Annotated in this window: 17 protein-coding genes; 16 read left to right on the top strand and 1 reads right to left on the bottom strand. The window is 39.5% G+C overall.

The window, feature by feature from the left end:
• Window positions 1-19: 19 nt before the first annotated feature.
• The 8 genes from LJE72_RS12540 to LJE72_RS12505 all read left to right on the top strand — a co-directional run bounded on the left by LJE72_RS12540 (window position 20) and on the right by LJE72_RS12505 (window position 9,453).
• Window positions 20-1,930 (top strand): ASKHA domain-containing protein, encoded by a 1,911-nt coding sequence (locus LJE72_RS12540; protein WP_229247913.1) that lies wholly within the window; start codon window positions 20-22, stop codon window positions 1,928-1,930.
• Window positions 1,931-1,951: 21 nt separating this feature from the next.
• Window positions 1,952-2,713 carry an ATP-binding protein gene (locus LJE72_RS12535; protein ID WP_229247911.1) on the top strand — a complete coding sequence of 254 codons (762 nt, stop codon included), beginning with the start codon at window positions 1,952-1,954 and terminating at the stop codon, window positions 2,711-2,713.
• A gap of 15 nt (window positions 2,714-2,728) precedes the next feature.
• On the top strand, window positions 2,729-3,691 hold the full coding sequence (locus LJE72_RS12530; protein WP_229247909.1) for an acetyl-CoA decarbonylase/synthase complex subunit delta: 963 nt from the start codon (window positions 2,729-2,731) through the stop codon (window positions 3,689-3,691).
• 83 nt (window positions 3,692-3,774) lie between these two features.
• A complete protein-coding gene (locus LJE72_RS12525) occupies window positions 3,775-4,569 on the top strand; it encodes a methyltetrahydrofolate cobalamin methyltransferase (RefSeq protein ID WP_229247907.1) in 795 nt (264 codons plus the stop codon).
• Window positions 4,570-4,769: 200 nt separating this feature from the next.
• Entirely contained in the window at window positions 4,770-5,639 is an 870-nt protein-coding gene (locus LJE72_RS12520) for a hypothetical protein (RefSeq protein ID WP_229247905.1), read from the top strand.
• A gap of 119 nt (window positions 5,640-5,758) precedes the next feature.
• Entirely contained in the window at window positions 5,759-6,901 is a 1,143-nt protein-coding gene (locus tag LJE72_RS12515) for a sensor histidine kinase (RefSeq protein WP_229247903.1), read from the top strand.
• Complete coding sequence (locus LJE72_RS12510; protein ID WP_229247901.1) at window positions 6,898-7,536, top strand: response regulator; 639 nt, start codon at window positions 6,898-6,900, stop codon at window positions 7,534-7,536. Before LJE72_RS12515 ends, LJE72_RS12510 begins: the two co-directional genes overlap by 4 nt.
• 192 nt (window positions 7,537-7,728) lie before the next feature.
• A complete protein-coding gene (locus LJE72_RS12505; protein WP_229247899.1) occupies window positions 7,729-9,453 on the top strand; it encodes an MBL fold metallo-hydrolase in 1,725 nt (574 codons plus the stop codon).
• 9 nt (window positions 9,454-9,462) lie between these two features.
• Here the strand turns inward: LJE72_RS12505 and LJE72_RS12500 are convergent, their stop codons facing one another.
• Complete coding sequence (locus LJE72_RS12500; protein WP_229247897.1) at window positions 9,463-10,053, bottom strand: HD domain-containing protein; 591 nt, start codon at window positions 10,051-10,053, stop codon at window positions 9,463-9,465.
• A 216-nt stretch (window positions 10,054-10,269) separates the two neighbouring features.
• Here LJE72_RS12500 and LJE72_RS12495 point away from each other — a divergent pair, with 216 nt between their 5' ends.
• From LJE72_RS12495 to LJE72_RS12460, 8 genes are all read left to right on the top strand, one after another.
• Window positions 10,270-11,040 (top strand): DnaD domain-containing protein, encoded by a 771-nt coding sequence (locus LJE72_RS12495; RefSeq protein WP_229247896.1) that lies wholly within the window; start codon window positions 10,270-10,272, stop codon window positions 11,038-11,040.
• Between the two features lie 41 nt (window positions 11,041-11,081).
• Complete coding sequence (locus LJE72_RS12490) at window positions 11,082-11,891, top strand: ATP-binding protein (RefSeq protein ID WP_229247895.1); 810 nt, start codon at window positions 11,082-11,084, stop codon at window positions 11,889-11,891.
• A 155-nt stretch (window positions 11,892-12,046) separates the two neighbouring features.
• Window positions 12,047-12,625, top strand: a complete 579-nt coding sequence (locus tag LJE72_RS12485) for a hypothetical protein (protein ID WP_229247894.1) — start codon at window positions 12,047-12,049, stop codon at window positions 12,623-12,625.
• 87 nt (window positions 12,626-12,712) lie between these two features.
• Window positions 12,713-13,444: a phosphatase gene (locus tag LJE72_RS12480; RefSeq protein ID WP_229247893.1), complete on the top strand. Its 732-nt coding sequence runs from the start codon at window positions 12,713-12,715 to the stop codon at window positions 13,442-13,444.
• A gap of 61 nt (window positions 13,445-13,505) precedes the next feature.
• On the top strand, window positions 13,506-14,216 hold the full coding sequence (locus tag LJE72_RS12475) for a hypothetical protein (RefSeq protein WP_229247892.1): 711 nt from the start codon (window positions 13,506-13,508) through the stop codon (window positions 14,214-14,216).
• 206 nt (window positions 14,217-14,422) lie between these two features.
• Window positions 14,423-15,079, top strand: a complete 657-nt coding sequence (locus LJE72_RS12470; RefSeq protein WP_229247891.1) for a hypothetical protein — start codon at window positions 14,423-14,425, stop codon at window positions 15,077-15,079.
• Between the two features lie 60 nt (window positions 15,080-15,139).
• Complete coding sequence (locus tag LJE72_RS12465) at window positions 15,140-15,553, top strand: OsmC family protein (protein ID WP_229247890.1); 414 nt, start codon at window positions 15,140-15,142, stop codon at window positions 15,551-15,553.
• Window positions 15,554-15,731: 178 nt separating this feature from the next.
• On the top strand, window positions 15,732-16,010 hold the full coding sequence (locus tag LJE72_RS12460; protein WP_229247889.1) for a hypothetical protein: 279 nt from the start codon (window positions 15,732-15,734) through the stop codon (window positions 16,008-16,010).
• Window positions 16,011-16,082 lie beyond the last annotated feature (72 nt).

The raw sequence follows: 16,082 nt of genomic DNA, 5'->3' as shown, positions 1-16,082 counted from the left end.
GAGTAAGGAAGTGAAAGCGATGTCCCAATTTAGAATTAAATTCATGCCAGAGAACCGTGTTATTGAAGCTGATCAGGGTACATCTCTGCTTAACGCAGCCGCGAAAGCCGGAATTATGGTCAAATCTGGGTGCGGTGGTAAGGGAACATGCGGAGCTTGTAAAGTTGACGTTTTAAGTGGAGATTCCTTAGTAAATGGGACGGGTAATTTAACACCCGAGCAACTTGCTAAAGGAATTCGGCTTGCCTGTAAAACCTTGGTCCAGGGGGATATGACAATTGAGGTGCCTCCTGAGTCCAGGTTACAAGAACACCAAGTGTTGATGGGAGATGTTCAAAAAGGACTCCTACAGGAGAGCGAACATGATTTACTCGATAAATTCGGGCATCACCCTTTAGCTATTAAACAGAGGATTTCACTTTCCATACCGACCTTGACCGAAAATTCCAGTGATTGGGCACGTCTAAGTATTGAACTCCGTCGTGTCCTAAAAACTGGAGATAAACCCATTCATATGCCTCTATCCATTCTTAAACAGCTGCCTGAATCACTTCGCAAAGCAAATTGGGATGTATCCATTACCATGACAGATACAGAAGCCGGGTTAACCATTACGCATATTGAGCAGGGAAATGATGCCCCCCCTTATGGGCTTGCTATTGATATAGGTACAACAACAGTTGTTGTTTATCTCATTAATCTTATAACTGGAGAGATTGTCGATCAACAAGGTACTTATAACAAACAAGCGAAATATGGGGATGACGTAATAACTCGGATAGTGTATGCAGTTGAAAACGAACAGAACTTAATAGAGATCAGAGATGCTGTTGTAGAAACCGTCAATGGACTTCTTGACAAGATTCTTACTCGTCAATCATTAAGTAATATGAATATCGCTAGCGCAATGGTGGCAGGAAACACAACAATGACCCAATTGTTCTTAGGCGTAGATCCGCGGTACATTCGGTTGGAACCCTATATTCCCACTATGACAAACGTTCCCTCATTCCCGGCTCGAGAGATTGGCCTCCATATGTTGCCTGAGGCAATAGTGCATTGTTACCCCTCAGTAGCAAGTTATGTTGGAGGGGACATTATAGCAGGAACACTGGTGACGGACTTGGCCAATGGGGAAGATATTATTCTCTTCATTGATATAGGAACGAATGGAGAAATTGTTCTCGGAAACCAGGATTGGCTTGTCGCTTGCGCTTGTTCTGCAGGTCCAAGCTTTGAAGGTGGCGGTATTACTTTTGGTATGCGAGCTATGCCCGGGGCGATAGAACGGATCATCATTGATCCTGAAACCTTGGACGTGTCCCTTAAGGTGATTAATAACCAAACTCCTGTAGGAATATGCGGATCGGGGCTTGTGGATTGTATAGCTAAACTGCTCAGTGCAGGTATTATCGACCGCGCTGGGAATTTCCAGCTAGGACATAAGTCGGGCTCACAGCGATTAAGAGCGACGACGGATGACAAGGAGTTTGTCTTAGCTTGGGCTTATCAAGCCGGTGGAGAAAAAGATGTGGTCATTACTGAGAATGATGTCAAGAATGTCATTCGTGCCAAAGGTGCTATCTATGCTGGAATCCGATCATTGCTGAATATGGTTGCAGTGGATATTGAAATGATTAGCCGGATTGTCATTGCAGGCGGTTTCGGCAATTACCTTAATATTCATGATTCTGTTCAAATTGGACTGCTTCCAGATCTTGAACCGGAACGGTTTGAATTTATTGGAAATGCATCCGTCAAAGGTGCACGCCTCGCCTTACTTTCTCAGAATGCCTGGCGGGAAGCAGAAGAATTAGGACGAAAAATGACCTATGTCGAGCTTTCGGTTGGAGTGACATATATGGACGAATATATGGCCGCCTTGTTTTTACCCCACACGGATATGTCCCTATTTCCATCTTTTCAATAAACGTTATAATGGAGGTCAATTATGTCTAAATATATAGCTGTTGCAGGTAAAGGTGGAGTAGGAAAAACCACATTCACCGCTTTATTATTAAGGCAGATGGTTCACCGAAAAAAAGGGACTTCAATACTCGCAGTCGATGCAGACCCCAATGCAAATCTCGGCGAAGCGTTGGGCTTGAATGTTACATCGACAATATCGGAGTTGCTTGAACAAAGTAAAGATCCTAAAGCAATTCCTGAGGGTATGCCGAAAAACATCTTTATCGAGTACAAACTGCAACAATCGTTAGTTGAGTCGAAAGAAATTGATCTGCTCGTCATGGGAGGGCCTCAAGGGGCCGGGTGTTACTGCTATCCTAATGACATCTTGCGTAAACATCTAGAGAACATCGGGGAAAACTATGACTTTGTGGCTGTGGATTCTGAAGCAGGCTTGGAACATATAAGTCGTCGTACGATTCCCCGCATTGAAGTCATGTTTGTAATTAGTGATTCTTCTGCTCGAGGGATTCGTTCAGCGGGAAGAGTTCACGATCTTATTCGGGGGCTAAAATCTGCTGTACAAACCATATTTTTGATTGTAACCAAGACTACAGAGGGAAGTATGGAATCATTGAGAGAAGAGATTGAGCGTACTGGTCTTACTGTTATTGGAGACATTCCTTTAGATCCTTTAGTTGTGGAATATGACTTGGCGGGCAAACCACTATTTGATTTGCCTGATGATGCCGTCTCGGTCCAGGCAGTGGATAGCATACTGAACCGTGCCGGAATCTTTAACTAGAAAGGAGAGAAGTTCATGTCCGTAACGTTAGTAAAAGAAAAATATTCCAGTAAAGTTGGAGAGGTAGTACTCGGCGCAACTGCTGAACAGGGAGGAACTAGAACCTCCACAATTACTGTTGGAGGGGACAGTGCCTTACCGTTTCTCCACTTTGAAGGAGAAACGAAGAACCGTCCGGTGATTGCAATGGAGGTCACAGACGTAGTACCTGCTTGGAATGAGATGATTATGAATCAAATTGGGGATGTCATCAATGATCCAGCCGCTTGGGCTAAAAAATGCGTTGATGATTTTGGTGCAGATCTCATCTATCTAAAACTGAACGGCGCTGATCCCGAAGGCGAAAACCGTTCCCCAGAAGATTGTGCACGCATCGTAAAAGATGTCTTAGCAGCTGTGGGGGTCCCCCTTATTGTGGAAGGGTGCGACGACTCTGAAAAAAATAATGAGATTATGGCTGTTATTGCTGAAGCTGCAACAGGGGAAAACCTCCTGATCGGTATCGCTGAACAAGATAACTATAAGTCCATTGCCGCTGCCGCGATGGTACACAAACACACTCTGATTGCCCGTTCACCACTTGACATTAATATCTGCAAACAGCTCAATATCTTGATCAATGAGATGGGACTGCCCCTAAACAAAATTGTCATTGATCCTACGGTTGCCGGTCTGGGATTTGGAATTGAGTATGTTTATTCAATCATGGAGCGGGCACGGCTAGGAGCCTTGGCAAATGATAAAATGCTTTCAATGCCTATCATTTGTACAGTTGGATACGAAGCTAACCGCTGTAAAGAAGCTTATGCATCTAATGAAGAGTTTCCCGGATGGGGAGATCTAGCAGATCGCAGCGTTCTTTGGGAGGCTGTAACAGCTTCTGGCGTACTTCAAGTCGGAGCTAGTATTCTTGTAATGCGTAACCCTGCTGCAGTGAGTGTTGTCAAAAAGAACATTGCCGATATGACGGGGAAATAATCCCTATTATAGGTTCACACTTCTATCTGTAAAGTTACCTTCATTTAGCTAATTAATTTATTAAAATGAAAGGACGTGACCGAATGCTTATTTTTGGCGAACGGATTAACGGAATGTTTACTGATATTGGAGATGCACTTCGCAATAAAGATCCAAAACCTATTCAATATTGGGCTGTAAAGCAACAAGAAGGAGGAGCACACTACCTTGACGTTAACTCCGGTCCTGCTATTCCGACTCACGAAAGAGTGGAAGCCTATGAGTGGATGGTTAATGTTATTCAGGAAGTTTCCGAATTGCCTCTTGTCTTAGACTCAACAAACTATGATGCTATTGAAGCGGGCTTAAAGGTTTGTAAGCGTCCAGCAATTATTAACTCTTGCCCTGCAGAACAAGTGAAGATAGAACGTGTTTTCCCAATGGCTATACAATATAATGCTGGAATTATCGGGCTGACCATGGATAAGAAAGGTATTCCAAAAGACGCCGAAAATCGCGTGGCTTTTGCAATGGAATTAGTAGCTGCGGCAGATGAGTACGGAGTGCCAATGGAAGACCTATTCATTGATCCATTGATTCTTCCTGTAAACGTTGCTCAGGAGCATGCACCAGAAGTTCTAGATTCCTTAAGACAAGTGAAAATGCTGGCAAACCCAGCACCACGCACGGTACTGGGACTATCAAACGTATCTCAGAAATCTCCGGATCGCAACTTGATTAATCGGACTTATATGGCAATGGCAATTGCGAGTGGACTTGATGCAGCCATTATGGATGCCAATGATGATGATCTTGTTGACGTTGCTGCTACTTGTCAGATCCTTCTTAATAGAAGCGTTTACGCTGATTCTTATCTTAAAGTTTTCCGCGCTCGCTAAAATTTTAGCCAGTTTAGAACATCCGCTTCTTGCAAGTGGGTGTTCTTTTTCATTCTATTAAAGGTCTATTTTGCATAAAGAATTAGTTAATGACTTTAATTTTTAAATTTGTTGTAGCTTCTTTTTATTAATATGAATGTTCATACCGTCAAGGATACAAGCATAGCTATTAAAGATATAGAATTTGGAAGGGGATAAATATGGAGGCTTATTATCATAACGATCCGAGAATTCAAGAATGGGTAGAGCAAATTATTGAAACAATATTTACGACATCTTTGTTGAGTGGGAAGGATTCAGAAGTAGAATATCAAAAGGGATGTCAAATTGCAGGAAAACTCTCATCTTTATTACACGGATTTTCAACATTTCCTTCCCAGTATTTAGTTGATGGACTTAAACAAATTATTGAACAACAACTTCCTGATCCACGTGTTATTAATAACTTTCCTGCATTTACCGAAACAATGAATAGAATGATCAATGAAGGTATGTTAAAAGCGATGGGCGATATCCCTGAAGAGTTTGAACTAATAGAAATCCCTGAAATAATTCCTGCCTTAGCTTCGATCTGCCAAAATAAAATCTTATTTTCAGAGAGTGATAAGAAGGAAGTATTAATTGAAGAAAAAGATAAAAAAATTGACATCGTATCAGGGGATTTTGAAGTGATTAATAGTATGGAAAAGTTGCAAGAGTGCATTGAATCAGATGTTAAATCAAATACTTCTTATATAGATTCACATAAAAGTGTTTCAATATTAGCAAACGCTAGTGAGTTAGTTCAAACTTCCCAGATCCCATATAGCGCAGAACGCCTTAATGATGTTCTAAGCTTTATTTTCCCTAAAGCACATGTCTTATGGAATGTTTCATTACTGAATCAGGAATTTTTAGCTCAAGTAGAGGATATGCTAATCAGCTGTTATGATTCAGCCTGCCCTAGTGAGAGTAATAAATATATAAAAGATGGTTGGAGGATTTTAGTCCTGCATGAGGATGATCTTCCTTATTCCAGAAGATTAGAGAGAGAAATCAGAACAATTCTGCGTTTAGGACGAAAGTCCTAATGAAGGATAAGTTATCTAATTTTTCTTGCTTAGAAGTAGGAAATACTGTTTCTGTGTCGAATAAAATAATATAGAAGAGCAAGTTGAATGTTTAAATATTATTGAAATGAGGAATAATTTTGTCCGATCAGTTGGGAGAAATATTAAAAAATACTTTGAAGGCCATCGAATCAGGAAAAGAAGAAATATTTTTTATAGCTGAAACATCTCGAACTGAGACTCATCGGCTTGTTAATGAACTCTCTCAACTTAAATCAGATATTCAGGAAATTATTTTACAAGTTGATTTTCAAGAAAAAGTAGAACGACGCATGCGCCAGAATCTAATGGAGGTAAATCGAGCGTATCAAGAACATACTCAGGAAGAAATGATGCAGACGTATGCGGAAGCAAAAGATGCCCAAGTTAAATTGCAACTTTTGCAACAAAAAGAAATTCAGTTGCGTAAACGGCGCGACGATCTTGAGAGATCTCTTACTCAAATGGAAGTAACAATTGAACGTGCCCAAAACCTTATGACTCAGGTCAGTATGGCAATCAGCTTATTGCAAGGTGGCCTTGTTGAGGCCCTTCAAACTCAGAATCACGAGCAACGGCTAGAGATGGGTCTGCGTGTTATTAAAGCTCAAGAGGAGGAACGTCGCCGTGTAGCGAGGGAAATCCACGATGGTCCTGCCCAAACCCTTGCTAATATTGTCTTGCGTTTAGAAATTGCCGAAAAATTACTGGATTTGGATACTAGTCGTGCCAAGTCCGAACTTCAAGATCTTAAGAATTTAGTTCGATCTAATTTGCAAGACATACGCAGGATTATTTTCGATCTTCGGCCAATGGCATTGGATGATTTAGGAATTGTCCCTGCAATCTCAAAATACTTGGATAATTTTCAAGATAACTATGGAATTAACTGTGATCTGCGTATTGAAGGCAGAGAAAGGCGACTTCTTTCAGCCATGGAAGTTGCTCTCTTTAGATTAGTTCAAGAGGGAATGACAAATGTCGCTAAACATGCACAGACTGCTGAAGTAGAGATTTGTTTGATTTATAAAGATGAATGGATCATCGCCAGAATACGTGATTATGGGAAAGGCTTTGAAGTGAATACGGCTATGAATTCTCCTGGGGAACATTTTGGCCTTGTGGGAATGCGTGAACGCGTTGAAATGTTTTCAGGGTATTTTTCGATACAATCAACTATGGGAAAAGGAACAACGATTGAACTGTCAATTCCATCGAACCAAGAGGGAGGAATGATAACTTGATAAGAATTGTAATTGCAGATGATCATCCCTTATTAAGAGAAGGGCTTCGTCGCATTTTAGAATTTGAAGATGGGATTGAAGTCGTTGCAGAAGTAGGAGATGGTCAAGGTGCCATCAATGTAGCAAGGACAATGAAATTTGATATTCTATTAATGGATTTAAATATGCCTGGGGTTAATGGACTGGAAGCAGGTAGGGTAATTCGTCGTGAATGTCCAAACGTTGGCATCTTAGTGCTTACGGTTGATGATTCCGACGAAAAAGTTTTCCAGGTTCTGCAAATTGGTGTAGCAGGTTATTTACTTAAAGATGTTGATTCTAAAACTCTGATTGAATCAATTCGCAAGGTTTATTCTGGAGAACCAATCTTATCCCCATCTGTAACGGGAAAACTGCTTGATCAGTTGAGCCAACCGACTCCTTTAAAAGATACATGCGGTTTAAGTGATCGGGAGATGGAAATTCTCCATTATGTTGTGAAAGGGTCTTCCAATCGCGAGATTGGGACCTCTTTGTTTATTAGTGAAAAAACAGTAAAGAATCATTTATCAAGTATTTATCGTAAACTAACTGTTGAAGATCGGACTCAAGCTGCCTTAAAGGCTGTTAAACTGAATTTCTTTCAGCTTGATTAGAAAGCAACATATATTATGGTCATTGCTAAACCTAGAATAAACAGGTAGAATAAGTAGAGATATGTGAGTTAGCAGTATATGATTGAAAACTATAAATAGCATTGTTAAAGTAAAGCGTCCAAAATGCTATTCTTCACAGAATAATATTCTGAAAGGAAAAGCGATGAGGCGCTATTTTTGGAGGATTGATTGATGAAAATTAGCTTTTTGGGGGCAGCACAGGTTGTCACAGGATCTTCTTTTCTAGTCGAATCAGGGAAGTCACGCATTTTAATTGACTGTGGAATGTTTCAGGGTTCAAAGGCACTCAAAGAGTTAAATTATGGAGAATTCCCCTATAATCCAGCAAGTCTTGACGCTGTTATTTTGACACATGCTCATACTGACCACTCTGGAATGTTACCTAAACTTATTAAAGCTGGTTTTAAGGGTCCGATCTGGGCTACACCTGAGACAATTAAATTATGTTCAATAATGCTTCCGGACAGTGGGCATATACAAGAAATGGAAGTGGAACGTAAAAATCGAAAGCGAAATAGAGCAGGGCTCGAACCCCTGGTTCCAATATATACAGTTCAGGATGCACTCGATACCATTCAATACTTTCGTGCAGTATCCTACAAGGATATTGTAGACCTTGTGCCCACTATTGCCTTTGAATTCTTCGATGCCGGTCATATACTTGGTTCAGCGCATGCAGTTTTTCATGTCAAAGAACCTGACTATCATAAAACGATTGTATTTTCAGGTGATATAGGAAATGTTAACCAACCCTACATTCAAGATCCAAGCATATTAAGTGTGGCAGATATCGTGGTTATGGAAACGACTTATGGAAATCGTCTTCATTCCGAAAGCAGTGATGGCAACAAAATTGACCGTTATGAACAACTCGCTAAAATTATTACTGAGACATACAAAGCTGGCGGAAATTTGGTTATCCCTGCTTTTGCCATTGAACGAACTCAAGACCTTCTTTTTTACCTTCAAAAACTACAGAATGAACATCGTATACCAATTTTACCGATTTATATTGACAGCCCTTTGGCTATTGCGGCTACGAAGATTTTCCAAGAAAACACAGACAATTTTGATTCTATCACTAAGGAACTGATTAGAACTGGAAATAATCCTCTAAATATGCCTAATGTTCATTTTAGCCAAACTGCTCAAGATTCTATGGCTCTTAATTCAATTGAAGGTGGATCGATAATTATTGCTGCCAGCGGCATGGCTGATGCTGGTCGAATTAAACATCATTTGAAACATAATCTATGGCGAAGAAATGCTACAATTCTATTTGTAGGATATCAGGCCCAAGGAACACTGGGTCGAATTCTCTCAGATGGTGTTGAGACTGTAACCATACACGGGGAGAAAGTTGCAGTTAATGCACAGATTAGTCACATGGACGGGTTTTCCGCTCATGCAGATCAGGCTGAACTTATTCATTGGCTCTCTCTGCTGGGGAAAAAAGCAGAACAAATTATTCTTGTTCACGGAGAGTTGGAATCTCAGACAAGTTTTTCTAATAAAGTTTTAGAAGTATTCGCAAAAACTCCTCTTATACCCCAGCTTGGAGAAACTATAGAATTTACTCAAGAACAAGTTCTACAGCATGCTCCTGAAAAAGTTTGGTTGTCTAAAGCGATTAAGGCTGAGGATGGCAATGAGGTTTCCATAGAGAAGGTTCTTAGGAATATTGCAATTCCTGCTGCACCTTCTTATAAGCGATCTAAGACATCGGCATCAAAAATATCACGCTCACAAGTTAATAGAGCATATATAAGATTACGACATCATCTTAAAAGGCTTATCGATGAGGGACAAAGAACCCGTGATTTTGAGCGGGTCGTTAACCTGCTCGACAGCATAACACGATGGCTTGAAGAACAGGAACGAAGAGCTGGACGTTAAACTCAAAAATTACAACCACGCATATTCTAAGGTTTGACGTTTTATACCTGCAAGGAAACGAAGGCTTTCTTCACGTCGCTTAATTGCTAAACGTTTTCCTGCTTTAGTGACTACTTTGTCGGGAAGAGCATCTGCAAAAAGGCGTGCGCGGTCGATAGCGTCTTCAGGAGTCAGTATTAGTTCATCCTGTCCTACGAGACTAAATAGACGCATTAAGCCGATATTACCCATATTATCTAGAATATCTGCTTCTCTTAAATAAACCGCTTCATCACTCCGTCCTGGTTCTGAGTAATACATGTGATTTTCAACAGCGTCTAAAACAATGGGCAGTTTAACGGAAGAGAACATCATTTGTTGCAGAAGGTTTGCAGATACCCCCTTTGAGCGTAAGGCATGATCAATGTTTTTAAGGGCATAGACAGGATATTTACCTGTGTCGTGTAACATTGCAGCAGTATAAAGAACCTCATCATCTAAGCTAAGATGACTGGAAAGTTCTTTTGACAAGTAATAGACCCTGAAGCAATGCTTAACCCCCCAGGCTGAGAGAGATCCTGATTTCTCGACTATTTGAATAAGTTCTTTTCTAATATCCATATTTCTTTATCCTCCTTTTCGTTTTATAATATATACGCCAAAAGAGCTCCATAACCCTTCCATAATGTGGTAATTAGAATAAAAGCTTTTTGTTCTAATTTGTATGTAATAGAAAAAATATCCTTTCTCTACAGGTTTTAGTAAGGATAATGTCTGAAATGGGAGAATAATTTTTATAGATAATTCTGTGACCGGTACATGGGGAGATGATTGTCAATGAATAAAGTAAATGTTTATGGGAGCTTTACACAAGCTCTTTTCTTTTCAGGTGTTGTTTCAATTCCAAAATACCTGTTGACACACTATACTAAAATTGGAATTAGTGATCATGAGATGATGGTGATAATTCAAATTCTATGCGAATCTGAATCAAATCCATATCCTTCAATCGCCACTTTAGCTGGCCGCATGAATGCTTCATCTTCGAATATAGAAGAAGATTTGGGCGGTTTGGTGGAGCGAAAACTCCTGACCATTGAAAGGTATTGGAATCCAGTTGAACTTAAGTGGGGAAATAGTTATAGTTTTGTTGGGCTGATCGATGAACTAGCCGAGCTTTGGGCCATTGAACGTTCTCAACAATTGGAAGAAGAACGAGTCCTTAAACAAAATCAAGTCTCTCCAAATATCACACCTTTAGCCAATCCAACAAATCCAGTAATGGAGAATTTAGTTCAGACTTTTGAGCAAGAACTAGGTCGGTTGCTCACGCGTCTGGAGTGTGAAAATCTAGATCGATGGCTATCTTCTCATTTTACTGAAGAACTTATTATTGAGGCATTAAGAAGAGGGGTTAGTGCAGGTATCCGAAATTTCCGTTATTTAGATTCAATACTTAGAGAATGGGAAAAAAAAGGACTGCGTACACGAGCAGAAATCGAAGCTGAAGACGCTAATTTTCAATCTCGTCAAGAAAAGAAGACCACAAAACCAAAGAATAAAGGGTCAAAAACTACATCCAATAAATATGAAAATTTCTATCTTTAAATTATTTGGATACGTCTGGATTTTAGAGGAGGTTATCCAAAATGAAAAGTATAAATGATATTTTGAAAAGTAATGTCTTAAATACAAAAACAAATAATCCTAACCCCAAGCCTGTTATTGATTATCCCAATTCCAACGATAAGTCTGCGTGCCCTATTTGTGATGATCGAGGGATTGTTCTTGAAGGAGATATTGCCTATCCTTGCAGTTGTATGCAATCGAGGAAAATCGAAAATCAATTTCGCCATGCTCGCATCTCTAGAGAGTTGATGAACTGCAGATTGGAAAAGTTTCGATTTGATTATTATTCCGATGACATGACAGATATACATCATGACGGAGCAGTCAGGGCCTTAAAGGCAGCTAAAAGCTTCGTTGATGATTGTCTGCGCACTCCTTATGGTCTCGGACTATTGTTTACTGGTCCCGTTGGTTCAGGAAAAACGTATCTAGCTGCTTCCATAGCTAATGAACTTATGGATTCTCATTTAAAGGTACTTTTTCTTGTTGTTCCCGACCTCTTGGATGAATTGAGAGCAACCTACAAATCGGATCTCAACGAACTTGATTTATTAGATACAGCCCGGTCTGTGCCAATCTTAATCCTTGATGATTTAGGAGCGCATAATTATACGGATTGGACAAGAAACAGACTCTACTCAATTATTAATTATCGTTTAAATGAGCAACTTCCTACTGTTATTACGTCCAATCTTTCTCTCGATGAAATGGAAGCTTATATTGGTATACGCACTACATCACGCATAATTCAATCTTCGCGAATTTTTCGATTAACGGTGGAAAAGGATATTCGTCTTCAGATTTATCAGGAACGGGAAGGCAGAATTTAGTCAAACCGCCTTAATATTAGATAAAGAAAATTCGGATTAATATAATCTCACTCCGAAAATTTTTAAAATATTTTTCTAAACCTATGCATGTCCTCACCCGGACGTGCATAGGTTTCTTAAAAGAGTGAATAAAAATTAATAGGAGGTTTTCTGCTATGGCTAAAATCATTACAATTAACCGTAAATACATTGCCATGGTCGCCAGTGTTTTTGTTATTTGTCTTATTGGGTTTGCCGGGTTTTCCCTTTGGGAAAATAAGAACGAAGATGTAGCAAAGAACATGACTGCACCTGAAATTAAAATGATTGGAGTTACTGTCGAGCCGGCTTCAATCGTCAAGGATCTCACTTACGGAAGCGTAACTTTAAAAGGCGCACAGGTGATTACAACTAAAACCTTTGACCTAATTGTTATGGTACAGAACATGACTGCTAAAAAAATGACGAATGTACCCGTGGAATTACAAGTGAGTTTAATTGGAAATGACAGCAAAAAAGTTACTTCACCCGGAAGTTTAGAAACATTAGAACCGGGTGCTACTGCTCGTATTGCATTTCGACAAATTAACGTCTTGGGCGATGCATTGGGTAAAAGTGGCACAGATGGACAGCATTTGATTACATTGAGAGTTAATCCTAATCCTGAAGGCGGAGTAGTACAAGCAACAGAAGCAAGTTTTCGCTTCAATGTAGATACAACAGTTAAGGTTCCCTCCACAGTAAACAAACAGTAAATACTTATAGAAATAAGTGCTGTCTAAGCACTTGTTTTTGTTTTTACTTCATTTAAGGATATAATAACCTTAAGTGAGGTGGATAAAATGGAAATAAAAGTAGATTTACATACGCATACTGTTGCAAGTGGACACGCCTATAGTACCCTTCCCGAAAATGCCCTTGCAGCCTCGCGTAAAGGTATCAAGTTACTTGGTATGACTGACCATGGACCTTCAATGCCGGGCGCACCAACTCTCTATCATTTTGGGAACTTAGCGATTATCCCAGAAGTGTTGCATGGAGTCAAAATCTTACCTGGCGTTGAGGCAAATATAATAAACTATGAAGGCGAATTAGATATTCCCATTAAATATCTGGCTCGAATGAAACTTATTCTGGTAGGATTACATGTTATTTGTTACCCTGGAGGAACGTCTGAACAAAATACTGAGGCCTACATTAAAGCTATGAAAAATCCTTTTACGGATATAATGGTTCATCCTGGGCGACCGGAATTTGAGCTGGATCTTGAACGAATTGCTTATATGTCTGCGCAATTAAACATCCCCGTCGAAATCAATAACAGTTCACTGTCACGTGAAAAGAAGGATGCATGGGGAAACTGTCGTCGCTTTGCCCGCTATGCGGTTCAATACAAAGGGCCTGTCATTTTAGGAAGTGACGCACACTTTATGGATCGAGTTGGAGAATTTGGTCAAGCTCTAGCTTTAGTGAGGGAAGTCGGAATTCCTGAAGAACAAATTCTTAATACTTCAACCGAGCTTGTTCTGGATTATTTAGCTTCTCGCCGTAAAAACCGTCCTGCGATTATCTAGGGTATAGTCCTGGGTACACGAAGCCTATCCCTTCTATATAATGTATTGAGGAGGGGTAGAAATGTCCGGTAATCAACCAGAAAGCCGTTTCGGAGAACCAATTGTTATGGGGATCGAGCTTTTTGCGCCCATTAGTTCAGTGGCAGGCAGTTCAACACTGTTATTTACTCAACCTCTTTTAACAGGACAAGTTTTTAAATCATCCGCCGTTATTATAGGAGCAGAACTTATTATATTTATCGTACACCACTTTTTTAACGTTAAAAGTATACCTATTCTGGACTTAAGAAACGAACAAACTTTTCAATTACCTCTTTCTGAGCTTCATGATTTTCTGAGATGGATGGCTAACGGGTCTGACCCTACAAACTTGAATACTTCAGCTAATGGAATAAATAGACTTATTAATTCCGATAGTGAGATTACTGGTTCTTTAGCTGATCGAGGCTTTCCGACTCCTTTAAGTCCAGAAGCACCTTTAGTATTTGCCATATATGTAATTGGAAACTATTCTAACAAACCATATACGCCCTATCTTCTCTTTACTGTTCCTATACTGACCTTTCCCGGCGTTCGGGGCGCGTTGCCGCTCCTGATCATTGGATTGTTAGCTACGATATTCGTAAGAGCCGTCGTTCCACCCGAAACAACAGGTGCCAAGCCTCTGATAAAGCCGGATACATTGACTAACAGCAATATGCCGCTTACCTTTAACTCCAATGATCTACTGAAATTATTGACTAGATTCGGAAAGCACTTCGGCTCAGATTAAAGTCCTAAAAGAGAATGTCTAAAAACCAAGATAATAGTACAATCGTCGGCTAAGGGGAGGCAAAATGCCTTTCCTTAACGTTAGTATAGAATAATTTAATTTGTTTCACTAAATTATTTATAGTACAATGAGTTTTGTGGGTAAACTATGATCAAGCAATTGATAAACTAGTACATCCGTACAGCAAAAGTAAAGGACGTGTAATAGTGCTTTTTAAACGAGGACAGATAGATCGTGAACGTATATCGGGAGTTATAATATTTATTAGTCTGTTTGTTATACTAATGACGTTGGCCGGGGTCAGGTTACTGAATGTTAAAGTGACAAATATCGAATTAATCGATCGTGGCTTATATTCAGTTATTACAGATAATGGTCCTGTGAATATTGGTAAGGATGATATTTTAAGAATTGAAAGAACATCTAAAAAAACAGGGATGACTAGTTCAACCGTTGAATTATTTAAGATATATACGACCAAAGGTTTTATTTACCTTTCGTCATTGGATCCCTTTTATAAGATGGGAAAAGAATTGGTTAATTCCGTAGATTTGGAAGGGAAACCAGTGTGGATTCACAATTTTAACGGTGCTGGTTCTGAGACATCCTTTGATCAACGACAGAATGCTAATTTGAAACTTATTCAGCCGTTCAACTATACGATTGGTACATCTGCTAGATTGGCATCAGTTATCTTTTCGATTTTATCGTTGCAATATCTTTCGCTTGCTATAGGTGGATTATCTTTGATGATCCTTATATTTCCCCTCAGGTTAGAAACACCTTTGCCTGCACAATCGGTTATTTTACAGAATTCGGAGTATAGTAAGGAAGAACAGCAACTAGATGCTGTTGCAAAGTAAAAATAATCAGAATTTGGATCTCTAAAAAGCTTTAATGTTTTACAGAAAGGAGTTGCGTCAATGAAAGTATCTGTTAAACACATAAAGGGTCTGCATTTCCAAGGCGAAGGAAGTTCTAAAGTCTTGACTAATATGGATGCCAGTGTAACAGCTGGAGGAACGGGACATGGAACCAGTCCTATGGAACTCTTGTTGATGACAATTGCTGGATGCAGTGCAATGGATATTGTTACGATTCTTGACAAGATGAAGGTTAAAGTCCATCGTTTTGAAACGACCGTAGAGGGGGAACGTGCCAGTGATCATCCTCGGGTCTTTAAAGATATCGAAGTTGTCTATAAATTTTGGGGGGAGTTTCTACCCAAAGATAAGCTTGATCGTGCCGTGCAACTCTCTATGGAAAAATATTGCAGTGTCGCTAATATGATTGACAAAGCAGCCGATCTCACATACCGAATTGAAATTAACCCTTAAGCGTAAGATTTGAGCCATTTTTATGACGGCTCTTTTTATTTTTTTATGATTTTATCCATTATGTTAACATTGTTAATTGGTTCCCAGTGTTACTTTGCAGACAATCCTTGATACAATATACATCTTTTGTTATACTAAATACGTTATAAATGAAATTTAATTAAAGGATAAACACATAATGATAATAGTTCTTGGTTTTCTAAGAAGCATTTTTTTTATTGCCATCGGCCTTTATGTTTATTTTATTACTCGACGTAAGCAACACGATGTTGTTATTCAAATGTGGGTTACCATCATTGTTGGAATGTTTGCTAACTTAGCTATTCAGATAATTGATTTAAAACTTGGAAGTTCTAACTGGGAATCTGTTCAGATCAGTATCTTCCTTTTGACTGCTATTGTTGTCTACTCTCTGTGGAAACTATCAATAGAGTTAAGAAAACGACATTCTAAATAGTCGAAGCCGCACATCTTGAAAACTGCGGCTTGTTTTTTTGTACTGTCCACTTATCTTGCCATCCAATGGCAG

The organism is Desulfosporosinus shakirovi (assembly GCF_020595055.1).
GTDB classification, from domain to species: Bacteria; Bacillota; Desulfitobacteriia; order Desulfitobacteriales; family Desulfitobacteriaceae; genus Desulfosporosinus; species Desulfosporosinus shakirovi.
Note: the sequence above shows the minus strand (reverse complement) of the source record. Positions and strands in the feature narration are given on the sequence as shown.